The organism is Alteromonas sp. AWJ4_199 (assembly GCF_056159165.1).
The window spans coordinates 3,223,569-3,247,339 of sequence record NZ_JBSWUR010000001.1; the positions used below are offsets into that span (position 1 = coordinate 3,223,569).

Here is a 23,771-nt window from a genome sequence, read left to right on the forward strand (position 1 = left end):
CTTCATCATAATGACTAAAAACTAAAACGCTGCCATTTGGCAGCGTTTTTTTATGAATATTTTAGTCGCTATACCAACGTTGTTTCTGCTATGACCTCTGGCGACACCCTGTTTCGCCCTGTTTTTTTTGCGTTATACAGTTCTTTATCTGCCCGATTAAACAGTGTATTCCACGTATCTTCGACGTTGCTTGAAGAAGACATACCTACGCTAATGGTTACTTTAATTTCTTCAGAGCCACTGAATATAACAAGCGAAGACACCGATTCTCTCAATCTATCGGCAACGGTAAAAGGGGGCTCAGAATGTCGATGAGAGATAATAACGCCGAACTCTTCTCCGCCTAAGCGACCCACTATGTCACCTTTGCGTAACTGTGCTTGTAGACACTGTGCCACATTTTTTAGCACTCTATCGCCTTCAGGATGACCATAGCTGTCGTTAATGGTTTTAAAAAAATCGATGTCAATTACTAGTAAAGTGAAAGGCCTTTTGCTTTTGGACTTCAACTTTTTCAATACCGTGCGAATAAACGCGCGACGTCCTAACACGCCGGTTAACTCGTCGAAGTTTGCCATTGCTTCCCATTCGCCTTTTTCTTTTGACAGAATAATAAATGGGAGAAGTGCTGAGGTGGCAAGGCAAAGTAGTACGTGGAGCCCTACAGTAACCGTTATAAAAACTTGCAAGTTAGATACTAAGCCATAATAGGTAACACCAGTGGTAAGCCCCGCCCGTATCACCATTATGATAAAGTGAATGAACAGTATGCTTCGTATCAGAACAGAAATACCTTCAATGGTTTTCCATTGCTGTGATTGAAAGCTCTGAAAACAAAATAGAAACATTAAAGCAATAAAAAAGGACGTTGTTGGCTCGACTAATTCAGGGTACCAAGACGCTCCAATCAAAGAGAGAATAGCTATTACAAAAACACGGTTACCTGTGCGTTTGACGGTAGAGTGCACACATTGAATGTTGAAACTTAAAAAGCCATGAAGTAGCAAATAGCTGGCCGTTAAATAAAGAAGCCCAGTGAGTGTGCTGAGCACGTTTATACTTGGCGCGAACATAGTGAGCGCGCTGCCGACTAGCCCTAAGCAATACACCAAGCACGATGCGGCCCAAAAGTTGAATGCGACAGGTTCGTATTGGTTTTTCGCCAAGATGCGAAAATATCCACCTACCGCAGCATTTATAGCGAGCGACAGGAGCAACACAATTAAAACGGAACTTGTCATTTTTTCGCCGACAAAATTAGACAAAAGTATTATTAATAATGGCGTTGAATTAAAAATTTACGTAACGGTAAAGGTATGGTGGTGGATAAATAAGTATTTTTTTATATACCTTTGAGGCAAAAGTCTTTTTGAAAAAGAGGTGCTAAGCTTATGCAATATAAGAATTTGTTAATTTATTTAGGGCTCGCTGTTTGTGAACGTCAACTTAAAAAGTTTTTTACCACTGCAATAAGCGACTTCTGCTTTATAGGCTTGGTTAAATAATCATTCATTCCCGATTGAAGCGCGTTTTGTTTATCTTCTTTCATCGCATTGGCTGACAGGCCAATGATAGGTACGGCTGTAAAGCCTTTTTCGCGAAGCAGTTTAGTGGCTTCATATCCATCCATAACGGGCATTTGTACGTCCATTAAGATAAGGTCGTATTGAGGGGCGTTTTCTACTTTTTGTACTGCTTGCTTACCATCTTCAGCGATATCAAACGTAAGTCCCAGGTTTGTTAGAATTTCACCGGTAACGAGTTGGTTTATATTATTGTCCTCTACAAGCAATATGTGCCCTTCAAGTTTTAAGCTATCGGGTTCCTCGTTATATTCTTTACTTTGATAATTAGCATCTTTTGAGATTATTTGGTGTACAAAACGTTCAAATTGGGCGGGGGTGAAAGGATGCATAATTAAAGGGCCTTTCCACAGCGAATCATATTTAGACTGCAGGGCACTACCAGCGCTCTCCATCACTAAGCCTACAGACTTTCCGCTTTCTAAAAGACTGTTCAGCCAGCTAATATTTTTCCTAAACGAGCTAAATTCATGAACGTCGACAACAATATGATCAGGGAGAGTAGCAGCATTTTTAGCATTTTCAATTGACATGCTTGATGCTGTCGACAGCTGAATTTGAGAGCAATAGGCTTTTGGGAGTAACGGCGATTCAGTTACGTAAAGGCTATTAGTAGGCAACTGTGGAGAGTTTTGTAATACCCCTGGCTGATTCTTAAATGCTTTAAGAGGAAGTTCAACCTCGAATCTACTGCCTTTCCCCATAGTCGAGGTTGCATCAAGGCGTCCATTCATAAGTTCAGTAAGCTGGCTGACAATGGCAAGGCCCAGTCCAGTACCGCCGTATTTGCGGTTAGTTGAGCCATCAGCCTGTGTAAAAGGCTTAAATATTTTATCGAGCTGTGCTGGGCTCATGCCTATACCTGAGTCGGCAATTCGCATGATGAGGTTTAGTAGGTTACCTTTTTCATTCAAGTTACCGTCAAACTCTATATCTATACGCCCTTGTTCGGTAAATTTCACGGCGTTGTTGCCAATGTTCATAATAATTTGAGCAATACGCAACGGGTCGCCTATAACCTGAGGTGGTATTCTAGGGTTAACCGTAAAATGAACAGATAGATTCTTCTCTTTTGCTCGCAGCGCTATTACGGCGATGAGGTTGTCAAATAGCGAGTGCAGTGAAAAGCTAACCTCTTCTATCTTTAATTCACCTGCTTCAATCTTGGAAAAGTCCAGAATGTCGTTAATTACGCTCAGTAATATTTGCCCAGAGTATGAAGCTTTATCAAGATAGCCTCGTACTATTGGTGATAGTTCTTGCTGTTGTGCTAGTTCTATCAGGCCAATGATACCATTCATGGGGGTACGAATTTCATGGCTCATGTTCGCTAAAAACATGCTTTTAGATGCGGTAGCCTGCTCGGCTTTTACTTTAGATTCGGTGATGACCTTGTTCAAGCTTTCTAGCTGAGAGTTCATCGATCTTGCTTCATTTAATAGCTTTTCCGTTTCACGGTTTTTATCACTAAATACAAGAGCGGCTCTTGCTAGCTTTCCAATTTCGTCTTTTCGACTGCTGCCCGGAATATTGGAGATTTGTACGCCTTCAGCGAGCTTATTGAAAACTTCGGTAATAGAGCGGATTGGGCCAAGGATACGAAATATTGAAAACAGCGCAGCTGCTAAAGCAAGCAAAATCGCAAATAAAGAAAAAAGCTCTCCATTACGCTGTGTATTCTCAGCTATTTGGTAAGTGCGCTGTGTAATAACCTCTGAGTGAGTACTAACTTTTTTTGCTAATTCACCACTTAAATAGAGAAACTCATTAGCAGAGCCTGCCATTACTACATTAACCAGAAAAAGATTGCCTTGCGTTATTTGAGTAAGCTTAAAAAAGTCGTTTTTTATTCTGTCTATAATTCGTTTCACACGCTGCTGCAACTCAGGATTGGCTGAGAAGGGCATGCGCGTTAAAGTGTCAACAGAGTCATTGAATGTCTTGATGAATTTCATATCAGGCTTCATCAAGTATTTTAACATCGCATTTTCTGTTTGAATTAGAATGACCTTCGCGTCTTCTACAAAAGTCGCTGAAACATCTCCTTTCGCTAGTGCCTTGTCGAGTTCACTTTCAAGTAAGGTGATATCAGACATAGTCCCTTGATCGACGAGGTTGTCTCTTTCTGAGCGTGCTTCAACAACCTGAGAGAAGTTCTCTTGATAAGCGTTTAGGTGCTCTCTCATTCTACTGAGAATTTGATTGCTGTCGCCTTTTTGACTGGAATGCTCGTTAACCTCTGCAAGTTTATCGAGCTTACTGTTAATGGTAACCATCAGGCGGCTAAAACGCGTAATGGCCGACTTACTTGCATTTTCTTTAAAAATTAAAACATTGCGCTGAAGGTCGACAACGTCCCGTTCAAGCTCTTTTACAATGCCTACATCAATGACGGCTTTAGCAGCAGATGCCACGCCTTTATTTAAAACCTCTTGGTTTTTTCGCGCCACAAAGCCTTGAGCAAGTATTAGTGCAATTAACGCAACTAAAACTGTTATAAGCTGTACTCGGATTGACGATAACATATAAGCTGAAGGAACCTTATTCCATTTAAGAAGCGGTACTACACTGTGTCATGCAGTGATAAATTCGTACCATTTTTGTAAGCTATATTCATAGCTTGGCATAACTGTGTTCCAAACTGCAACATTACTAAATCGTTCTTCGTAACTGCCACCAGTCCGTTGTGCGCCTTTTTGTACACTCACTTTGCCATCAGTGCCTTTTAGTGGTTCAGAAGCAACTTTACCCTTATACCAGTAGTCCCATTCAGCCTTCGATAAATATTCGGCAGAACGTTGGGGGTTCGAAATGTAATACCCCTGTCTTGCTATGAATGCACCCGGCCAACCCGACAGCCACCAGTTCATATATTCATAGGCTACATCTTTCATTCTGCCTTGGGTAGCAGAAGAAAGGCACATTACCCCGTGCCATCCTCGGTATCCTTCTTTTGGAGCAGCGAAAGTGACGGGTATATTTTGACCATTGAGTGCGGAGACCGCTGGCGAGAACATGCTTTCAACAGCCACACGACCACTTTTCATAAATTCAACGGATTCAGGAACCGATGTCCAAAAACCGCTAAAGTGATTCAACTGATTTAACTCTATAAGCAGGTTAAACAGGTCGTCTAGCTCGTATTCGGTGATAGCACCAATATCTTTGAAAGTGATGAAACCTTTCGCTTGCGCGGCTAACGCTAAATCGAATAATCCGATGGTAGGGTCATTTACGATGCCGACTTTTCCAGAAAAGTGACGATCTAGCAGCCAGCCCCAACTTTCTTCTTGTCCCTGCAGTTCAGTCGGTAGCTTAGACCTGTCATAACCAAATGAATCCACGTTATGTACGTAGGGTAAAAAGCTGATGGCATCAGTGTGCTTTTCACCTAAAGAGGCGTCTTCTTGCACATTAAGAATTTTGTGTGGCGCGTCGCCGGCACCCATACGCGCACTTTCAGTAAGCTTACCGGTTTTGCTTAAGTTATTTATCTCTTCCCAATAGTGAAGACGCTTTTTCTGTATAGGCTGAATAGCCTTTGCGCGCCACAGTACGTTTATGCTGTTTGACCACTGCTCGTATAAATCGAACGACTGAGGGTTCATGGATGCTTTTTGCAGCACAGTGGCACTGCCGCCAGGTTCAAACGCTATGTTGATACCTAAGTCTTCGATAGCGCGCTGTCGGATAGCTTCCTGCAATGTTACGTGAGTACCCATAACACGCAGCGTGGGCTTTGCTTTACCGATAGCGAAAGGAGTAATGCCTGCTGTCAACCCAAATGCTAGCCCGCCTTTGAGTAAGGTGCGACGTGCCTCAGAAGAATTTTTGGTCTTACAAGGTTTAGTAGGCATTATGAAAGTCCGTATAAGAAATTTCCTTGATAACATTCTGGCACCTATTTCATAGACTTACCAAGAAATGTTTTAAAATTGTTTAATGCAACAGTGGTTTTGACATATCTGGTAACACTTCATCGGTGGCAAAAAATGGCTTTGCTTTTATTATTAAGATATCAAAATGATATCAAAGGTGATCGAAATGCAAGAAAAGAAGGGTTTCTCAGTCAACGGATATTTGATGATCTGTGTTTTATTGGTTGCACAGGCTGCGGCATTCTTCTATGCCGTTGGGGGGAGCCCCGAAGGCGGAATCATTTTAAGTCTTCTGGTTGGTGCACTCTGGATGGGATATTTTATGGTGCAGCCGAATCAAGCTAAGGTGATGACTTTTTTTGGTAGCTATGTTGGTACCGTTTCTAATGTAGGTTTGCGCTGGACCATTCCATTGTTTCGCCGAACCAATATATCACTTCGCATAAGAAATTTTGAAAGCGCCAAAATTAAAGTGAATGACAACCAAGGGAACCCGATTGAAATTGCGTCAATTGTGGTGTGGAAAGTCACAGATACTGCAGAAGCCGTATTTGACGTAGACGATTATGAAAGCTTTGTTCGCATTCAAAGTGAATCTGCTATTCGTAATATGGCAAGTAGTTTTCCTTACGACCCTCGCGATGACGAACAAGCTGAAGTGGCCCTTCGTAGCCACCCAATAGAGATATCAGAGCGGTTACAAGAAGAAATACAAGCCCGTTTAGCAAAAGCAGGGATCACCATATTAGAGTCTCGTATTAGCCACCTTGCTTACGCCCAAGAAATTGCCAGTGCGATGCTACAGCGTCAACAAGCCTCAGCTATTGTTGCGGCGCGTAAGCAAATTGTTGATGGTGCTGTAGGAACCGTTGAAATGGCCCTTCAACGACTAAACGAAAAAGGGGTTGTTGAGCTAGATGAAGAGCGCAAAGCGACCATGATCAGTAACCTACTAGTCGTGCTGTGCGGTGATAAATCAACGCAGCCTGTTATTAATACAGGTACAATTTATTAGTAAAGTTTTGAGTTTCTAATTTTGGTGCCGCAGAGGCGCTCTGTGGCACATAAGGTTTATATTTTGGCAAAGAAAAAAGCGTATCCACTTCGGATTAATGAAAATGTACTTGCCGCTATGGAAAGGTGGGCCGCTGATGATTTGCGTAGTGTTAATGCACAAATTGAGTATGTATTAAGACAAGCGCTTGTGAAGCAAGGCAGAGTCAAGCTTGTAGAAAAGGTAGTGGTGGAAGTTGAAGAAATTCAGCCGTCGAAGGGTGGTGGTTTATAAGGGGCACTAAAACGCCTAGTATTTAGCAGCGCGAGCATTTTTAAAGTGAGCGGAATGCGCTTTTTTTGATGTAGTTTAAAGCGCCTACCGTGACTAATCGTCTAAAGGCTCTGGCGCTGAAATTGGTGAAATTTTCGCTCCCTCCTGAATGCACTCCACCGTATTTCGGCCATTGTTTTTGGCTTTATAGAGCGCCTTATCGGCATAGGCGAGAAGTTGTTTGGGGCTTTTGTGCTGGAGTTCTCTTGTTTGCACTGCACCAATGCTCACCGTGATTTTATGGCCTTTTAAAAGCGGCTGTGTTTCGTGTAATTTACTTATTTTCTGTCTTAGTCTATCTAATATTTGGTGGGGTGAAACTTGGCTTAGAAGCACAATACAAAATGCAAATTCTTCACCTCCAATTCTGCCTATTGCGTCTTCGGCGCGAAAGAATCTCTGCATTGTTTGGGCAACGATAGTTAGGACTTCATCACCAAACCCATGGCCAAGGTTGTCGTTTATTGATTTAAAGTGATCAACATCTGCAATTCCTACCAGTACTTCATGATTGTTGCGCTTGGCAAACATTAAAGATTTAGAGAACGCATCCATAAAGGCTCGCCTGTTGGGAATATTGGTTAAGGCGTCAAAATATGCCAGCTTTTCTAATTTCAGGTTTGCATCTCGCAGCTCACTTGTTCGTTCGTGAACCAAGTTTTCTAAATCTTGTTTTATTCTTTTTAGCTCTGAATTTCTTTTATCCAGCTGTTCAGACTGAAACTTCATCTCGCTTACATTGCGCTGCACCGCAGCAAAATGCGTAACTTCACCAAAATCGTTGGTTAGAGGGAATATATTCATTTGTACCCAGAACGGTTTACCGGTTTTCGTATAGTTCAGCAGTGTCTCAGTACAGGGAATTTGTTTAACAAGGGCTTGGCGAATGCGATCAGTGGAGGCTTTGTCTGTTAGGGTTCCTTGAAAAATTCTGGGTGTTTCGCCAATTAGCTCTTCGAGGTCATACTCAGTATGTTTACAGAGGGCTTCGTTGGCGTAAATTATTTTAGGTGAGAGTGGGGCATTGATGATTTTCGCTTCTGTCACCAAGATCATGTCTTGCGAATTTTGCACAATATCTTTATAGGAAAAGTCATTTATTTTCTTGGTGATGTTCGTAAAGTAAACGACTACAAAGGGCGGTGTAATTCCATTCCCGCTATGTTTCTCTGGGTAGGCATTGACACTAAACCAAGCGTTTTTTTCTGTTGTTTTGTCAATAATGCCTAATATTTGATTGTCTACAGGTTTGCCCGTCGATAGTACACGAACGACAGGTAATTCATCATAGGAAATCCTTCGGTTTTGCCTATCAATGAACTCCCACGTCTCAGCATCCATACTTTTGTTTTTTAGCGCCTCAAGACTTAAGTTAAGCATTATCGACGCAGCAGGGTTGGCATACTCCACAGCGCCAGACGCGTTGTGAATGACGACACCAATTTGCGTGTTTTCTAATAGATTGAACAAGTTAACATTGTTGAAGCTCATTGCACTACACCACTTGAAAGCGTCAGTATGTACTGTTTTTCCTTGTACATTGGCGAATCAACGTTAATTAGAAAGAAGAGTTAACCTATATATTAGACTTTAGTTTAAAAAATAGCCAAAAGCTGTGTTTAAAACAGCTTTTGGCAAGAAAAAATGTGGCTGGGGAAATTAAAGGCGAGAGCTACTGTTGAGGCGTCTTGTAATTACAATGCCACCTAGTAAAAACAATGGAAGTAGCGACCAGGCTCCGCCGTGTTCTTCTACTATTACCACCGTATCTTCCACAACGTACTCGTTGTTTTCACTTTCAAGAGGAAGATAGGCAAGTGCGCTGTCGTCATAAGCATCGGTAAAAGCCACTAGTTCTTCAGTGTCGGCATCGTAAAGCTCCAACAAAATGTCGTATTCGCCAGGGGGAAAACCCGATACCAATGAACTTTCGATGGTAAAGGTATCTGTTGAATCTTCTGAATAAATATAAAATTCAGACGATACGTGAATGGCATCGTAAACACCCTCTTTACCTAAATACAAAACAGCGTATACCGGTGCCCGAGTAAAAATTGTGTCGGCGTCAAACTCGATTGAAAATGTAGAGTGATAACCGTCGTAGTCGATATCTTGCTCAAGCGTTACCCAACTTTCATAAATCCAAAATTCGTTAACGCTGCTTACCACAATATCGCTTGATGATTTGTTTACACCAAGATGTTGCTGATGTTTGTTCGTTTCACTAACTGTATTTTGTTGTGCGACAGTGCTATCGGCAGACTGTTCAACCAGGCTGTCACTTGGCAACTCGCCTGTTGTTTTAGATAAAAGTGATTCAGAAGCTACGAAGGGTTTGTCGTAACGGAATTCGTTTGAGGTAACCTGTTTATCTTCTGATTTACTATCAGAATTTGCATGTGCAGGTGATAAAAGAGCAAGCTGTAATGTGGCGATAGCAGAGTATGCAGTAAGTGCTAGTACTAAGTTTTTCATCTGTCCATCCTTTTCCAATCGATAATGACAGGGTCATTGTTAATCAAAAAAGATGAACAAAAGCTGAAGAGTAACTTAATGGCTCCTCAGCTTGTGAAATAGACAATAAGGCTTAGTCGTCGAAGTGATAGTCCTCTTCTTCGTATTCACCTTCCTCGCGCGGTTCGAAGTACGTACCCCATCCATCGTAGGTTACATCGTGTTTGTCGGCAATTTTCAGCAAAGTGTCTGAATCAGCATTAAGCTTTTCAATATCTAACTTTCTTTCTACCACGGCGTCGAAGCAAAAAATGGTTTCGCCGTCGTCAAGGATTAACTCTTCGGCGTCAGTCACTTCAAAACCAGCTTTAAATGCATCAACAGCCGCCTTTTCTAGCACGTCGAAGTCAGTGCTGGCGAAGTGGTGCTCAATGGTGTAGTCGGCATCGGCTTGACTGCCATCTTCTAGAAGGGCATCAATAGTTTCTTGGTTAAACTCGTACCACTCTTCTCTTTCATCGAACTGGGTCATAATAAACACTCATTAGCAATTTAGGCGCAAGTTTACCTGCTTTTTTCCAGTTCATCGACCTGTGTATTAAGCGCATCAAACTTTTGTTTCATTTCATCGTTAAAATGCGCCATCCACTCTTTGATTGACTGCTCCTCTGTTAACGGCTCAGGCGCAGAAATATCAATAAGCACAATCCCGTTGTCCCAACGATTCCACTTTACTTTGTTGTGTAGGTTACTGGCCGTTACCATAACAATCGGCTCATTGGTGGTTTTGGCTAACCGAAATGCGCCTTGCTTAAAAGGTAGTATTCCTCTGCCGTAACTTCTGGTGCCTTCAGGAAATAGCCAAACAGATGTTTTTTTCTTAGCGATACGGTTGGCGGCGATATCCAAGGTGTTTCGCGCTTTTCCTGAATTTTTTCTATCAATCATGATATTCCCAGATAGCCAATAAATTTGGCCAAAAATAGGGATCCACTTCAAACTCTTTTTACCAATAGTAACCACGCCAGGAAGGGCAGCTTTACAAATTGTAATGACGTCAAAGCTGTTTTGGTGATTTGCAATGAAAACATAGGGCTCGTTCGTTTTTACAGCGGGGTCTCTTTGTATGACAATTTTGAGGCCCACTATTTTAGCCATAAGAGAATACAAACTACCGGCAGCATGCACGTTATCCTTGTGAAAAGGGCGCACGATACAAATGATCAGCAAAATAATATTGATTAATAAAAAGGCGATAAACAGTGCCGGTATGCGAAATAAAGCGATCAAAACAACTCCTAGAAACAATTGACGCGCGCAGTATAGATGAAGTTTCAGCGTACACTTGTCCGATGAGTTTTTACAGCACTAAGACTTACACAGTGCATTACTCGTGTGAGTTTCAGGTTCATGGAGCTTTTGTCCAGATGCGTGAACCTCTTACTGTAAGTGGCTTAGAGAAAGATTCTAACTACTAAGTAATTACTTCCTGAATCCATAAGTTGGACTTTAAGTATCGCTCTCGATAGCTATGCAGCGCAGCGTATACTTGGAAGAAAAGATTTATTGTTAATCGTAGTTACTAGTCTGCTAAAGACAAACAGCAGACGTTCAGGGCTCTCTGCTCTTGATTCCGATATTTACCATAAGCGGAAGTTAATATGCTTTATTCTGACTGACTCTTCAGTGGCATAAAGCAGTTATTCAGACCACAATAGTCCACAGGATGCGCCTCCAAAAGCCGAATGTTGAATATTACAATTGATAACCAACCCTACAACTCCAAATTTTTATTACAAAGCGATTTACGAGCCACCTCCCCATTTTGTCAAAAGAAGTCGAATGATCGTCATGGGGGTAAGTAAATCCGGGGCATTGATTTATAAACCCAAATGCCCCAGTGCTGCTAATTCACCTTATAGTGAACGAGTCTATAGAGTACAGGTAGTACAACCAGAGTTAACAAGGTAGAGGATATGATCCCACCAATGACCACCGTTGCCAGAGGTCGCTGCACCTCTGCGCCAGTACCTACGTTAAGCGCCATGGGCACGAAACCAAGACTCGCCACTAACGCTGTCATCAGCACTGGCCGCAAGCGAGTCATTGCACCATCAATAATCGAGTTTACCAACTCGCCAGTCTCTTCCATCCTCTGCCTGATAAAAGACAGCATTACCAGACCATTCAATACAGCAATACCAGAGAGCGCGATAAAACCAATCCCTGCCGATATTGAAAGAGGCATATCTCTGATCCAAAGAGCAAAGATGCCGCCAGTTAATGCCAAAGGGACGCCTGTGAAAATTATCAAGGCGTCTTTGACTGAGCCAAATGCAATCACAAGTAATGCAAGGATCAGGAAAAGCGTTGCGGGCACAACCAAGCTCAGTCGTTGACTTGCACTTTCCAATTGCTCAAACGTTCCACCATAACTTATCCAATAACCACTCGGCAGTGCCACATTGGCTGCGATTTGCTCTTTAGCATCATTGACAAAAGAGCCTAAATCACGATCTCTCACATTTGCTGTGACGACGATACGGCGTTTTGCGTTTTCTCGACTTATTTGACTGGGTATATTGGTATATTCAAGCTCAGCCACCTCGGCGATTGGCACATACTCACCATCATTGGTCATGATGGGTATATTTCCCAGCGCTTCTAAATCATTGCGAATCTCTTCAGGATAACGAACAACAATCTCAAAGCGTCTGTCGCCTTCAAATACCAAACCAGCTTCTTTGCCGCCAACTGATGCACTTAACCACGTTTGCAAGTCAGTTACGTCTAAGTTGTAACGCGCCAGCGCATAAGGCTTCGGGTTCACCGTGAAGATGGGGATCTCATCTACTTGTTCTACTCGTGCATCAGCAGCGCCCGGAATATCTTGTAATACGGATAAAACATCACCAGCTGAATCCCGCAGCTTATCCAGATCATCACCATATATCTTGATCCCTAAATCTGCCCTAACGCCACTAATTAATTCGTTAAAGCGCATCTGTATAGGTTGCGTAAACTCATAGTTATTGCCGGGTACATTTTGAAGATCCCTCTCCAATTGCTCGACAAATTCCGTTTTCGATAATGCAGGGTTTGGCCATTCATCAATTGGTTTTAGCATTACAAAAGTGTCAGTGACGTTGGGTGGCATAGCATCAGTAGCCACCTCAGCAGTACCCGTTTTAGCAAATACGGTGTTTACCTGTGGGTATTGCATAATGACCTGTTCAAGCCGTTTTTGCATATCGACAGCTTGTTCAATTCCTGTGCCGGGCACTCTCATTGCATGAAGGGCTATGTCACCCTCATCTAGTTGCGGCACAAATTCAGAACCTAGGCGCATCCCAAACCAAACACTGATAACTACGAGTAATGTTGCTGCACCTACTACCAACCATCGTAATTTTAATGCCCACTCCAGTACAGGGCGGTAAACTGATTTAGCCCCAGTGATTATTGGACTCGCTTTTTCACTGACTTTGCCTGACATAAACATAGCAACAGCTGCGGGCACAATGGTGATTGAAAATACCATTGCCGCTAGCAATGCCAATATTACGGTAGCCGCCATTGGGTGAAACATCTTCCCTTCGACACCTGTTAAGCTAAAGATAGGAATGTACACAATCGTGATTATCATCACGCCAAATAGACTTGGGCGTATCACCTCATTCGTTGCCTCAAATACGACTTCCAGCCGTTCTTTAAGAGGCAGTATTGCACCCGTTCGCCGCTGCGATTCACTTAATCGCCTAATACAGTTCTCGACGATAATAACCGCTCCGTCAACAATCAGTCCAAAGTCTAACGCACCTAAGCTCATTAGGTTCGCGCTAACGCCCGTTTGTACCATGCCTATTATTGTGGCAAGCATGGCAAGTGGGATGACAGCGGCGGTGATAATTGCTGCCCGTATATTGCCCAGCAATAAAAATAAGACAACAATAACGAGTAGTGCGCCTTCAACAAGGTTTTTTTGTACTGTATTGATGGCTTTATCCACGAGCGTAGTGCGATCGTATACACTTTGGATAATTACGCCCTCTGGCAGGCTTGCTTGGATTTCATCCACTTTATCAGCCACGTCTAGCGCAACAGCTCGGCTATTTTCGCCTATTAGCATCATAGCTGTGCCCAACACCGTCTCTTGACCTTCTCGTGTTGCAGCGCCCGTTCTAAGCTCCTTACCGATGGCGACCTCTGCAATGTCACTTACCGTGACGGGAGATCGGTTTGTAAGCGTTACCACCACATTACCGATGTCCTCAACGCTCGAAAGTCTCGCTTGTGAACGTACTAGTATTTGCTGGCCGTTGCGTTCAATGTACCCAGCGCCCTGATTAGCGTTATTTCGATTTAATGCCCGCAATAAATCGTCAGTACTAACGCCGTAATTAAGCATAAGTTGAGGATTAGGCTTCACATGATACTGTTTGGTAAACCCCCCAATAGCATTAACCTCTGTTACCCCTTTCACCAAGGCCAGTTGAGGTTTCACCACCCAATCGTGTAACTCTCGAAGCGCCATTGCATCAAATTTTCTGCCATCGACAGTTACTGTGCCGGGCTTCGCGCTAAGCGTGTACATGTAAATTTCACCCAAACCTGTGGCAATCGGCCCCATCTTAGGCTCAATACCATCGGGCAATTGGCTTTTGATAATGCCTAGCCGTTCGTTTATGAGGTTTCTGGCAAAATAGAGATCCGTGCCTTCTTCAAAAACGGCCGTCACTTGTGATAAGCCATAGCGCGATAGTGAACGTGTGTAGTCCAAGTTTGGTAATCCTGCCAAAGCGTTTTCTACCAAAAAGGTGATACGTTGTTCAGTTTCAAGCGGTGAATAACCTTCTGCTTGTGTGTTGATTTGTACCTGAACGTTGGTGATATCGGGTACGGCATCAATAGGCAGCTTTTGATAACTGAATAGGCCTAATCCAATCACCAAAAAGGAAAGCATCAGAAAAATACCGCGCTTTTCGATTGCGGTACGAATAATGGAAACTAGCATCTTAAACCTCCCTTAGAACTACACGCCATTTGACAGGGAAATATCAGTTGTAGTGAGGCATTAATGATCATGGCCTGCCTCCGATTTTTCCAAATCTGCTTTAATTATGTAGCTATTGGCAGCCACGACGCGTTCGCCTGCTTCAAGGCCACTGATAACCTCGATATAGTGACCATCTGAGACACCAAGCTCTACCGCTCTGGGCGCATACTCATCACCCTCAACCACAAAAACAACTTGTTTGGCTTCATACTCTTGCACAGAAGATAGAGGAACCGAATGACTTACTGACTTAGTTGACGTCGTAACTTGTGCTTTGACCAGCGTACCGAGTGGCCAATATCCAGTACTATTATCGACAGCTACATTGGCAAGAGAGTGTGGATTGCCATCAGCTGAAGGCGTAATATATGCAATCTTGGAGGTTTGGTTGAAACCTGCGTGGCTTAGTTCAACTGACTGTCCAACCTTGATGCTGCTAAGCATTTGTGAAAAAACGGTCAGCTGTGCCCATACGTTTTTATAGTTAGCTAACGAAAAAAGTACTTGCCCGTTTGATAACTCACCATTATTCGCATGTCGCGCAATCACATTGCCATCAAAAGGTGACGTGATGGAATAACTTTTTAAACTCTCATTGGACTCAACAACCGCTAAAATATCACCTTTCTTAACGGAATCGCCAATGTTGACTTTTACATCTTTAATAACACCGTCAAACCGTGCTCTTATATGACTTAATGAGGCGGGGTCTGCACTAATTCTCCCATAAAGCGTACTCGTTAACGCAATATCGCGTGCGAGCACGGGAGTTGCAGAAATACCATTCTGAATTGCTGTTTCATTGCTCATTCTTACGACTTCACCTGCGTGATTGTCTTGATCGCTGGAACTTACATCACTGTGTTTACCTCCTGCGATTGCGGTTAGGCTATAAAGGCTAAGGGTGAAGATAGAAATAAGTACTTTTTGTATTGTGAATTTATTCATAATCATGACTTCTTATCGAAATGTTAGATGACTGCTGCCAATTGCTTTTGTGACTTGGGTGAAATGAGTCATCATTGTGCTCATTCGTCAGCGCGAGACCTGTGAGTGTTTCAATTTCTGTTTTGCTTAAGTGAACTTGAGACGCTGCCTCTATTAATGTCAGCCGGGTTGTCAGAAATTCTTGTCGAGTAGTTACCCATTCCAAGTAGCTGAAACGGCCCTCCAAATAGGCGTTCTCGACTAAATCTAACGCGCCCTTTAACGGAGGAATCACCTTGCGCTGAAGTGTGTCAATCTCTAGCAATGCTCGTGTATGTTCGCCTAACGCTTGATTAACTGAATGTAATAGGCTTCGAACGTTGCTTTGTCTTTGCTGCTCTATTGCGTCAAGACGTGCCCTGTTTGCTTCATATTCACCAAGGTTTCGTTCTTTTTGAAACAATGGAACGCTTACTCCGGCAACCAGTGCTGTTTCATCAATACCTTGCATTCTGCGAAGCCCCGCTGACCACTCAATATCAGCGCGGTTATTCGCTTGCACTAAACGAAGCTGCGCCGCTTGCACACGGCTTTGTTTAGCGTATAGGTCAATGTGAGGGCTATTTTGGATTGCGACTGCCAGCGCATCAAACGACTCAATCTTATTAAAAGCAAAAAGATCGCCTTCCACACGCTTAAAGCTCGGTACCTGCTCCCCCCACATGATGGATAAACTGCGCAAGGCAAACGTTAGGTCCTGTTGAGCTAGATTAACATCGAGCTTTGCTTGGGCCAGCGCAGCTTGGGCACGTTTTTGTTCTAACAAGGGGGACGCGCCTGCTTCAACGCGTTTCGTTACGGCATTCAATGTATAAAGTGCAAGTGCCTCTGCATCTTTTATGACGTCTAAGTTCGCCTGCAATACGAGTACTTTGATGTAACGACGATTAAGCTCACCGAGGATATCTAAGGTGAGTATTCGCTTTTCAACATCTTGCTGTATTCTTCGTTCAGAGAGTACATTCAACCTTGCTGCTGGCTTATCATTGAGCTGTAACACTGATGATAATGTCAAGGTAACTTCAAGCTCTTTGAGACCTGATACCTCGCCAGTTCCCAAAAAGTTCTCTAATTCAACCCCTGCATTCAATGCGGGTTTAAGCGCCGCCGTTTTTGACTCTCCGTCTATAACACGTTGTTTAAATTTAAACTCATACAGACTTGGATTATTGGCAAGTGTTAGTCTAATAGCGTCCTCAAGAGTCAGCGTTTCTCGTATGGGCGCTTGGACACTTTTGTCTACAAATCTGTTGGTTTTCGCCGCATGAGCGGTCGGTGGACTGAGTAATAAGCCCAGTATGCAACTGCACACAATGGCAGATGCATGCCCGAAAATAGGAAACATTTTCATTGGAATATCCTAATAATTTATCAATATTTAGCATCGCGAGTGTTATCAGCGCGGTGCTATCGAAAAAACGTACTAGGAAGTAATTTTGGGGGGGCGAAGTAAGCGGTTAATAGGTGCGTCAATTACCGCATCTAAATAGTTGAAATTGTGGACTGAAACCACTGTTTTCAGACTGTTGATATGACTCTGACTGACCCATTGTGCATGTGTGCCATGGCAGTGGCCGCAATGGTGACAATCAGCAGGATTGTGGTGCTCTGTACTTACTTTATCACTGGTTTCATTGGCAGACAGCTCAGACTGCACTTGCTCGTGCTCAGAATGCTTATGCTCGTGTTGCAAGTGCTGAATGTCTATTGCATGAAAATCTAACGAATTCGCCACAGCAGAAAACGACTGAAAGAGTATCAGCGAGATCACGATGTAACTTATGCGTTTTAGATTTTTCATGTATGAAAGGTTACCAAGCCTAATTCACTTCGTCACGACATTGTTCATTAGCAAACTCCAGCTCAACTGTCGTATGTTCAAATTTATACTTTTCTAACGAACTGTGTATGTTTTCTTTGAGTGATTGGAGGTGCTCAAGACTGACATCTTCATCAAGAACAAGATGGACCGTCATTACGTTACGCTCACCGTCTAGAGACCAAATATGAAAATGATGAAGATCACTTACCTTATCGTTTGCCAGTAAATCGCTTCGAATCTTTGAAAGCTGTTCTTCATCGGGCGTTGCTTGCAAAAACAGCATTAGGGTTTCTTTGAGATTGCGGAACACATTGAAAAGGATGAACAAAGTAAAGCCAATGGATAAGATTGGATCTAAAATAGGCCAAGGCTTAAACATTAAGACGATGGACACGATAAATACTGCTACCCAACCAAGCACATCTTCCAGCAAATGCCAGTTGAGGACTCGCTCATTTAATGAGTCTCCCTCACTCAGTTTATAAGCCGCAAAGCCGTTTACTGCCATCCCAAAGATAGACAATAAAACCATCCCTTCAACTTGGGGCATTTCAGGCTCAGCCAAACGAGGTATCGCTTCAAGCAATATCCAAATGGAGCCTACCGTCAGCACAATACCGTTAATCAATGCACCGAGTAAGGAAAATCTTTTGTAGCCGTATGAGAATGTTTGATTAGAATCTTTATCGCTAAGCTTGTTTAATCCCCACGCTGTACCAATGGAAAGACTATCACCCAAATCGTGCACTGCGTCAGCCATAATAGCGGTGCTGTTGGTAAGCCATCCACCAATGAATTCAATAACAGTGAACACCACATTTAAGAAAAACGCCCATCCAATACGTTTAGACGCGTCGGTTGAATTCTCTTGCGAGTGTGAATGGTTATGACTGTGCATTTCTAATTTTTTCCAATATGGCTTTGTTTTCGGGTGAAATAGACATTGACTTGAATGGACTCACGTTTGCCCCACCAGTATTGCCCTCAGGCAATAAGCCAATTGGAGTTTTAGTCAGCGCACCTAGCATTCTAAAAATTTGTCCAAATATCTCTTTAAGGTCGCGGCGTTCTATTCCAAATTTAAGCATTTCATAATGCACTCGTGTGTGGTGGTATGTTGAGTGCTGACCGATGACATGAGCATCCTCTAAGGCCTTAAATCCTGCTTTATTGTCATTGTTCGAAAGGGATTGATGCGCGGCGCTCAGTTTTTGAAGTATGTAAGGTTTTGCTGCTTGAGTGAAATTCATACGATCTCTCCATTCGTCGAGCTGTTTTCACGGAATTCCTGTCTGGCGTCTTTTAGAATTAAGACTGCGCCTCGTAACACAACGATAGACACAATAAAACCTATGACCAAATCAGGCCAACGAGTATCGAATAGATAAACCATCACACCCGCCAATATCACTCCTATGTTTGCAATGACGTCGTTTGCCGAGAATATCCAACTTGCTCGCATATGCACCTCGCCATTTTTTTGTTTTCTGATTATCGCCAAACATATAACGTTAGCGATAAGTGCAACACCGCCCATGCCCATCATAAGCATAGATTCAGGCCCACTTCCAAAGGTTGCGCGACGAGCTATGTCAAACAAAATTAATAGGCCTAATGCCAATTGAAAATATCCACTTACCTTTGCAGCATTGGCTTTGTGAACAATTGTTTTCCCTACTGCATATATACCAACACCGTAAACGACTGCGTCAGCCAACATATCAAGGGAGTCTGCAATAAGTGCTGTTGAGTCAGCGAGTAACCCTACACTCATTTCAATGATAAACATCACAGCATTGATGCCCAATAGCCAGTAGAGAACTGCCTTTTGTTCTTGGTCTTTTATCTCAATTTCGCACCCACAACCACTCATAAAAACACTCGCTTTACTCACCTATAACGCGAGTGTAAACTCTATACTTGGTATAGAGTCAAGCTTTAGGCAAGTTAAAATGAAAATTGGGCTTCTGGCAGCTAAGACAGGGTTAAGTATTCAGACAATTCGTTTTTATGAGCGTAAATCACTATTGGCTGCACCTGAGCGAACGGCATCGAATTATCGAAGCTACTCTGAAGATGCACTGAAGCAGTTATTGTTTATAAAGCAATGTCGCGCATTAGATATGACAATCGAGGAAATTAAATTAGTACTGGAAACCCGAGCAAACCCAGAGAATAGCTGCGAAAACGTTAATACTACAATAGATAAGCATGTTGACGATATCGAACATCGGATAGCTGAATTAAAAGTACTACAAGAAACACTGATTTCAATTCGTTCTGCTTGCGATCATGATAAGAAGGTTAAAGAGTGCGGGGTATTGCATCAATTAGATAGCATTGCAGAAGTGTGTTCTTCTAGTACGGAGAATTAGTCTCGAATTATCAGTTTTATGTTGGAGCTTTGTCATAGGTATTCGGCTAAAGCAGCCATTCAATTTTTATTAGTAGCATGACCGTTGATTACCTCATTCGTGTCATTAAAATCTTAATGAGCCAAGGTCTGCTTCACGTACATAGCTGTCTGTCAGATGAAGTCTAAACCTATTCATCGAAACTGTAAGAGCAGATATGAGCTACTACACTTAACTGTGATTCAAGTTAAACCTTAATACTTCGGTTTCCTTTTCATTTCGTGGGCCCAATTTGGCGTCGGCATCGAGTATTTTGAGAGATTGATAATACTCATCTGCGCTAGGAATTCGTGAAATTAGCGCATCAATTTCCATCTTGTCCAACTCTTTTTCGATATCGTCAATTGATACCCTGAAAAACTCTTTTCGTCGGTTTACACGATTTAATCGCTTTGAATCAAAGGCTCGATGTAATGTAGATTCGAGATATGGTGCGTCATCGGATTCAATAAGTGCATGCACGTCAAAAGTGAAGGGGACAGAAGCATCGCCAAGTTCTCTTACTCTGTCCATGGGCTCTAGACGCCGTGTCATGCCAATTTTTAGAACATCTTTACCGAAACTACCTATATTTGAGATAATATAAACGTGGCCTTGTTTAGTTTCCTGTGCGCGGCTTTTTGCTCGCTCCATTTTTTCATGAGCTAATGCTAATTCAGATTTGAGAGCATCAAGTTGCTCTTGGTATGCCAGTCTTTCCTGTTCTGACTTTTCAGCGAGCTCAGCTTCAAGTTTAGCAATGGCTGCTGCCTTAATTGCTTCCTCTTTTTCAGCCTCTTTTTGGGCTTTAATCGCTTCTTCACGTGCTTTTTTCTCTTCCCGTTGTTGCTCCCTTAATTCACGTTGTTCTTCTTTCGCAATCTGCTTCGCTTTCTTATAGTTTATTTCAATCTCTAGCCGTTTCATTAACAGCTTTTTCATTTCCGTATTGATTTCTGCGCGACTATCTATTGCTTTGACCAATGTTTCAGTTGCTATGATTGTTTCTGCCAGCTTTTCAGCAGCAAGGTGCCCACTCGACGCTGTTACCTTAGAACAGAGCATTTCTACAACGCTAAGAAGTAGAGCGCCAGCCATGTCCGCTTTTGCAGAAATGGCCACAAATTTACCAACGTTAACATCTGCATTGTGACCTCGAACATTATCTATAGCATCGGTAGCAAGTTTCTTCAGCCTTGCTTTGACTGCTTTTCTGTCATCGACGTAATTTTTACTTGATTGAAGGTCGTCTTCTGTTAAAAGCTCTATATCGGCGGCATGCTGGCAACTACGATCAGTTATATCATCTATAAGTGCTCTTGACTCTTTTAAGCGTGCACGAATCTCTTTATCTGCTTCTTTCAATCTTTCAATACGTGCTTCTGCGGCAGCCTCACGTGCATTTATGTCCTCAATGCGCTGGTTAATAACGGCGTCAGTTTCGGCTTTCTTTGCTTTTGCTTCCCTTAGTATTTTCGTACTTCGAGATTTTGCATTGCTAATGAGCTTGTTGAAGAGTCTTTGTTTTGTGGTGTATCGGTGTACCGTCATCAATACAATGACGATAAAAAAGAGGAAAGCTAAAAGAGCATAGCTATAGTCCATGGATATTCCCTTATCATTAACTAGTTGAGTTAGAGTCTCATTATTGTGGGATCTTGCCAATTGATTTCTTAAACAAAGGAAAAACAGGGCGTTTTAGAATCTATCAATCTTTTTAATCAAAGGGAGGGGATTCTTTGACAAAACATGCGAGCGGCTTTAGAACCACTGATTAAATAAAGAGCAGGAACGGCCGCTTCTGGATACTTCTGAGTAGTAGAAAAATCAAAAGTACCTATGCTAGCAATTTGCTAGCCCAGAAAATCTAATCTCCGATTAATAAGTGGAGATTCAAATGAAGTTAATATCCATAGGGCACTGCCCAGAGCGAATATTCTTAAAGGCCAAAGAACGACTAGCTGTGCCTTTTACCAAGCATCACTGGAAAAACATCAAGTCATTAAATAAAGTCAAAAGTTGCAAGCTATCGAGAGGCTTTAGATTGTTGTATAGCGGCGGTGGAACTGCCGTGATTTTGAGTCATGCTAATTACATAAAGAAAATCGAAAATTATAAGGAAGTAAAATGAAAGTTAGTGAAGGTATTCCAACAGCGACTCTTTTGAAGAGAATGGGTTTTAACAATGAGAAAGCACTAGCTAAATCCGTAAACACAGTGCTTACAAGTAAAGACGACTTTAAAAAATACATTGTTGGCGAAATCAACGATTTTAATAAGCGACCTGAAAAGCTTCTAGTTAAGCCTGAAGCTAAGACAATTGTACAGAACATAGCATTACTTCAGCCTTACTCTGCTCTTTTTGGCAGGAGTAAAGACGCTTCGATATTTGCACCAAAAGTAAAGCTCCAATCTAAAAAAAGTGGTGAGCATTTACGTAAGGCGGCTATTGGGATAAAGGAGCGCTTAAGCGATGATATTCTTCGTTCACAACAAACGTTAGAATGTTTGGGCTCTGTAACTTCAGCAATAATTAATAACCTTCCCATTGATATCGAAAAAGACTCTATTGAAGATATGATTCAAAAGGCAGAGCCCATCAGCCTATCTGACTTTTCCAATAGTTATCTGACTGGGCAATGGAATGACATTGTTGAATTGCGTCATAGAATTAGTGGAGGCGAACATAGCAGCCATGTATACCGTCTATTAGGAGAAAAACTATTGTTGATGGGCGATATAGATAGCGCAAAAGATGTTTTACACACTGCATTAGAGGTTGAACACGATAACGGTGTGGCTAATGCCTTGTTAGCGTTGATTTATAATCGAGAGTTACTTGAAAACAGAAGGGAGCAGTATCAGCTTTCTGCAAGGACTGAATTTTCTGGAACTCTAGAAAGCCCCGTAACGAGTGAAGAACATTGGATAAATGATAATTTAGAATATGCTAGCAGCGTGGGCGAGGAGTTAAAAAAAGAGTTTATTCATTATGCCATTTTAGCTTTGGAGCATTGGCCTGAGCATGAGTACCGCCGCGAAGGACAGAAAAACTTCTTGCTGAATCTTTCCCATAGTCATGATTGCAACGTTTCACTATCAAGGTGGGAGCTGTTTATTCAGCTAATCAAGTATATTGGTAAAAACGAATGGGATGAAAATAGAGAGGCGCTCAGCCGAATAGTCCCGGTATTCGTTGTATTTAGCGATTGTGGCTTCCATGCCAAATTAGGCCCAACTCTAAGCACCGATGAAAAAGTTAGGCTTCTCAACGTGGTTCATTTTTATTCACCAAGCTCGGCAAAAATTCATCTAGAAGCAATGTCTAAAGTTGTAGACAGTGAGCTCTCGCTCGTTCCAGACTCCGATTATGAATATTTTGAAAACATTTTTACCAAAGCCTTATTTATCGAATACTTTGGGGATGATGCTTATGACAGGCTTATCTCACGTTTATTGGATGCTAAACACGAGCATGAACGACTTGCGTTATTTTCCTCTCGTGCATCGCGAAAATTTGAAAAACTAAGATTGTCACTTTCATCGATAGAAAAAATCGGTTACGACATATCGAAGCCACTTAACTTTGAGCAGTTTTTTCTAAGTGAATCAGAAGATTTACAGGACGAAGAGGGCATACGTGAATTAAAACGACAACTTCCAATCATGCTGGCACATGTCAGAGGCTGGAAAGAACTCGCCAATGACGAGTTGTGGATGAAATTTAAGGGGACATCGTGGGAAAGTTATGGAACGCGAACTCTTATATTATCGGCCTGCTTAATTGAACTGGCGTCAGGTGAAAATGCTCGCGAAAATTCAGAACGTTTGAATGAATTATTGCAAGAACCTCAGACAAAAAGTTCGATAACGTCTATACCTGAGAGGTTTCTCGTTGCTGTCTCTTCATTCATAACGAATACGATGAACGAGAATAACGAGCTTTTAGCGATAATGAGAACATTGCGCTCTCTCACTGAAGAAGCCTACAGTGACCATGACGCATTGTTATAGACAGGCATAGGCAATAGGTGGGTAGTTCTGTTTTCAAAGCAAGAGTGCAGTATGGTTTATATTGAAATAGAAAAAGCGGGTTACCTTTTTCAGTGGTCGAGCTAATGCACGTAGTCGAAAAAACCTTCTCTTTTTTGAAGGAAATTTAAGCTATACTGTAAGTGAGGTTGTGTATTATCGCAATACATAGTGGGAGAAGGCGCTACCTACGCCTCTCCCTCGTTCAATCTATAGGTGGCTCGTAAATCCCGGAGATG

The 23,771-nt window shown here is 42.3% G+C and carries 19 protein-coding genes; 4 read left to right on the forward strand and 15 right to left on the reverse strand.

From position 1 onward, the window contains the following. Positions 1-68 precede the first annotated feature (68 nt). The 3 genes from ACXAER_RS14095 to ACXAER_RS14105 all read right to left on the reverse strand — a co-directional run bounded on the left by ACXAER_RS14095 (position 69) and on the right by ACXAER_RS14105 (position 5,440). Positions 69-1,241, reverse strand: coding sequence for a GGDEF domain-containing protein (locus tag ACXAER_RS14095; protein ID WP_474830187.1), 1,173 nt, complete (start codon positions 1,239-1,241; stop codon positions 69-71). A gap of 200 nt (positions 1,242-1,441) precedes the next feature. Beyond that, positions 1,442-4,108 (reverse strand): ATP-binding protein, encoded by a 2,667-nt coding sequence (locus ACXAER_RS14100; protein WP_474830189.1) that lies wholly within the window; start codon positions 4,106-4,108, stop codon positions 1,442-1,444. Positions 4,109-4,156: 48 nt separating this feature from the next. After that, entirely contained in the window at positions 4,157-5,440 is a 1,284-nt protein-coding gene (locus ACXAER_RS14105) for an ABC transporter substrate-binding protein (RefSeq protein WP_474830191.1), read from the reverse strand. 187 nt (positions 5,441-5,627) lie between these two features. Here ACXAER_RS14105 and ACXAER_RS14110 point away from each other — a divergent pair, with 187 nt between their 5' ends. Then, positions 5,628-6,476 carry an SPFH domain-containing protein gene (locus ACXAER_RS14110; RefSeq protein WP_039219019.1) on the forward strand — a complete coding sequence of 283 codons (849 nt, stop codon included), beginning with the start codon at positions 5,628-5,630 and terminating at the stop codon, positions 6,474-6,476. A 63-nt stretch (positions 6,477-6,539) separates the two neighbouring features. Beyond that, positions 6,540-6,749, forward strand: coding sequence for a type II toxin-antitoxin system antitoxin (locus ACXAER_RS14115; protein WP_474830194.1), 210 nt, complete (start codon positions 6,540-6,542; stop codon positions 6,747-6,749). Positions 6,750-6,842: 93 nt separating this feature from the next. On the opposite strand, the gene ACXAER_RS14120 is transcribed toward ACXAER_RS14115, so the two are convergent. The 11 genes from ACXAER_RS14120 to ACXAER_RS14170 form a co-directional block, all read right to left on the reverse strand. Next, positions 6,843-8,279, reverse strand: coding sequence for a sensor domain-containing diguanylate cyclase (locus ACXAER_RS14120; protein ID WP_474830196.1), 1,437 nt, complete (start codon positions 8,277-8,279; stop codon positions 6,843-6,845). 168 nt (positions 8,280-8,447) lie between these two features. Next, positions 8,448-9,263, reverse strand: coding sequence for a choice-of-anchor H family protein (locus ACXAER_RS14125; RefSeq protein WP_474830198.1), 816 nt, complete (start codon positions 9,261-9,263; stop codon positions 8,448-8,450). A gap of 112 nt (positions 9,264-9,375) precedes the next feature. Further along, on the reverse strand, positions 9,376-9,774 hold the full coding sequence (gene rraB / locus ACXAER_RS14130; protein WP_474830200.1) for a ribonuclease E inhibitor RraB: 399 nt from the start codon (positions 9,772-9,774) through the stop codon (positions 9,376-9,378). 32 nt (positions 9,775-9,806) lie between these two features. Continuing rightward, positions 9,807-10,532: a 1-acylglycerol-3-phosphate O-acyltransferase gene (locus ACXAER_RS14135; protein ID WP_474830202.1), complete on the reverse strand. Its 726-nt coding sequence runs from the start codon at positions 10,530-10,532 to the stop codon at positions 9,807-9,809. 616 nt (positions 10,533-11,148) lie between these two features. Further along, the gene (locus tag ACXAER_RS14140; RefSeq protein WP_032096159.1) at positions 11,149-14,256 is read right to left on the reverse strand and encodes an efflux RND transporter permease subunit; all 3,108 of its coding nucleotides are present in this window, start codon (positions 14,254-14,256) and stop codon (positions 11,149-11,151) included. 60 nt (positions 14,257-14,316) lie between these two features. Further along, positions 14,317-15,246, reverse strand: a complete 930-nt coding sequence (locus tag ACXAER_RS14145) for an efflux RND transporter periplasmic adaptor subunit (RefSeq protein WP_474830205.1) — start codon at positions 15,244-15,246, stop codon at positions 14,317-14,319. After that, positions 15,239-16,636, reverse strand: coding sequence for a TolC family protein (locus tag ACXAER_RS14150; RefSeq protein ID WP_014951215.1), 1,398 nt, complete (start codon positions 16,634-16,636; stop codon positions 15,239-15,241). Before ACXAER_RS14150 ends, ACXAER_RS14145 begins: the two co-directional genes overlap by 8 nt. Positions 16,637-16,708: 72 nt before the next feature. Continuing rightward, a complete protein-coding gene (locus tag ACXAER_RS14155; RefSeq protein ID WP_014951214.1) occupies positions 16,709-17,086 on the reverse strand; it encodes a hypothetical protein in 378 nt (125 codons plus the stop codon). Between the two features lie 19 nt (positions 17,087-17,105). Further along, positions 17,106-18,005, reverse strand: a complete 900-nt coding sequence (locus ACXAER_RS14160) for a cation diffusion facilitator family transporter (RefSeq protein WP_014951213.1) — start codon at positions 18,003-18,005, stop codon at positions 17,106-17,108. Further along, complete coding sequence (locus tag ACXAER_RS14165) at positions 17,992-18,357, reverse strand: DUF3703 domain-containing protein (RefSeq protein ID WP_014951212.1); 366 nt, start codon at positions 18,355-18,357, stop codon at positions 17,992-17,994. The genes ACXAER_RS14160 and ACXAER_RS14165 overlap by 14 nt, the downstream gene beginning before the upstream one ends. After that, positions 18,354-18,980, reverse strand: a complete 627-nt coding sequence (locus ACXAER_RS14170) for a cation efflux transmembrane domain-containing protein (RefSeq protein ID WP_014951211.1) — start codon at positions 18,978-18,980, stop codon at positions 18,354-18,356. The genes ACXAER_RS14165 and ACXAER_RS14170 overlap by 4 nt, the downstream gene beginning before the upstream one ends. A gap of 79 nt (positions 18,981-19,059) precedes the next feature. Here ACXAER_RS14170 and cadR point away from each other — a divergent pair, with 79 nt between their 5' ends. Beyond that, on the forward strand, positions 19,060-19,482 hold the full coding sequence (cadR, locus tag ACXAER_RS14175) for a Cd(II)/Pb(II)-responsive transcriptional regulator (RefSeq protein WP_014951210.1): 423 nt from the start codon (positions 19,060-19,062) through the stop codon (positions 19,480-19,482). Positions 19,483-19,692: 210 nt separating this feature from the next. On the opposite strand, the gene ACXAER_RS14180 is transcribed toward cadR, so the two are convergent. Continuing rightward, the gene (locus ACXAER_RS14180; protein ID WP_474830208.1) at positions 19,693-21,105 is read right to left on the reverse strand and encodes a GIY-YIG nuclease family protein; all 1,413 of its coding nucleotides are present in this window, start codon (positions 21,103-21,105) and stop codon (positions 19,693-19,695) included. A 522-nt stretch (positions 21,106-21,627) separates the two neighbouring features. On the opposite strand from ACXAER_RS14180, the gene ACXAER_RS14185 reads away from it, so the two are divergent. Then, positions 21,628-23,514: a hypothetical protein gene (locus tag ACXAER_RS14185; RefSeq protein WP_474830210.1), complete on the forward strand. Its 1,887-nt coding sequence runs from the start codon at positions 21,628-21,630 to the stop codon at positions 23,512-23,514. Positions 23,515-23,771 lie beyond the last annotated feature (257 nt).

What these genes read in the sequence shown, in the direction of transcription:
- rraB (WP_474830200.1), bottom strand. Translation starts at nt 9,774, where the DNA reads ATGACCCAGTTCGATGAAAGAGAAGAGTGGTACGAGTTTAACCAAGAA.
- ACXAER_RS14120 (WP_474830196.1), bottom strand. Translation starts at nt 8,279, where the DNA reads ATGAGCTTCAACAATGTTAACTTGTTCAATCTATTAGAAAACACGCAA.
- ACXAER_RS14145 (WP_474830205.1), bottom strand. Translation starts at nt 15,246, where the DNA reads ATGAATAAATTCACAATACAAAAAGTACTTATTTCTATCTTCACCCTT.
- ACXAER_RS14105 (WP_474830191.1), bottom strand. Translation starts at nt 5,440, where the DNA reads ATGCCTACTAAACCTTGTAAGACCAAAAATTCTTCTGAGGCACGTCGC.
- cadR (WP_014951210.1), top strand. Translation starts at nt 19,060, where the DNA reads ATGAAAATTGGGCTTCTGGCAGCTAAGACAGGGTTAAGTATTCAGACA.
- ACXAER_RS14155 (WP_014951214.1), bottom strand. Translation starts at nt 17,086, where the DNA reads ATGAAAAATCTAAAACGCATAAGTTACATCGTGATCTCGCTGATACTC.
- ACXAER_RS14125 (WP_474830198.1), bottom strand. Translation starts at nt 9,263, where the DNA reads ATGAAAAACTTAGTACTAGCACTTACTGCATACTCTGCTATCGCCACA.
- ACXAER_RS14150 (WP_014951215.1), bottom strand. Translation starts at nt 16,636, where the DNA reads ATGAAAATGTTTCCTATTTTCGGGCATGCATCTGCCATTGTGTGCAGT.
- ACXAER_RS14180 (WP_474830208.1), bottom strand. Translation starts at nt 21,105, where the DNA reads ATGGACTATAGCTATGCTCTTTTAGCTTTCCTCTTTTTTATCGTCATT.
- ACXAER_RS14185 (WP_474830210.1), top strand. Translation starts at nt 21,628, where the DNA reads ATGAAAGTTAGTGAAGGTATTCCAACAGCGACTCTTTTGAAGAGAATG.
- ACXAER_RS14140 (WP_032096159.1), bottom strand. Translation starts at nt 14,256, where the DNA reads ATGCTAGTTTCCATTATTCGTACCGCAATCGAAAAGCGCGGTATTTTT.
- ACXAER_RS14095 (WP_474830187.1), bottom strand. Translation starts at nt 1,241, where the DNA reads ATGACAAGTTCCGTTTTAATTGTGTTGCTCCTGTCGCTCGCTATAAAT.
- ACXAER_RS14170 (WP_014951211.1), bottom strand. Translation starts at nt 18,980, where the DNA reads ATGAGTGGTTGTGGGTGCGAAATTGAGATAAAAGACCAAGAACAAAAG.
- ACXAER_RS14160 (WP_014951213.1), bottom strand. Translation starts at nt 18,005, where the DNA reads ATGCACAGTCATAACCATTCACACTCGCAAGAGAATTCAACCGACGCG.
- ACXAER_RS14110 (WP_039219019.1), top strand. Translation starts at nt 5,628, where the DNA reads ATGCAAGAAAAGAAGGGTTTCTCAGTCAACGGATATTTGATGATCTGT.
- ACXAER_RS14165 (WP_014951212.1), bottom strand. Translation starts at nt 18,357, where the DNA reads ATGAATTTCACTCAAGCAGCAAAACCTTACATACTTCAAAAACTGAGC.
- ACXAER_RS14100 (WP_474830189.1), bottom strand. Translation starts at nt 4,108, where the DNA reads ATGTTATCGTCAATCCGAGTACAGCTTATAACAGTTTTAGTTGCGTTA.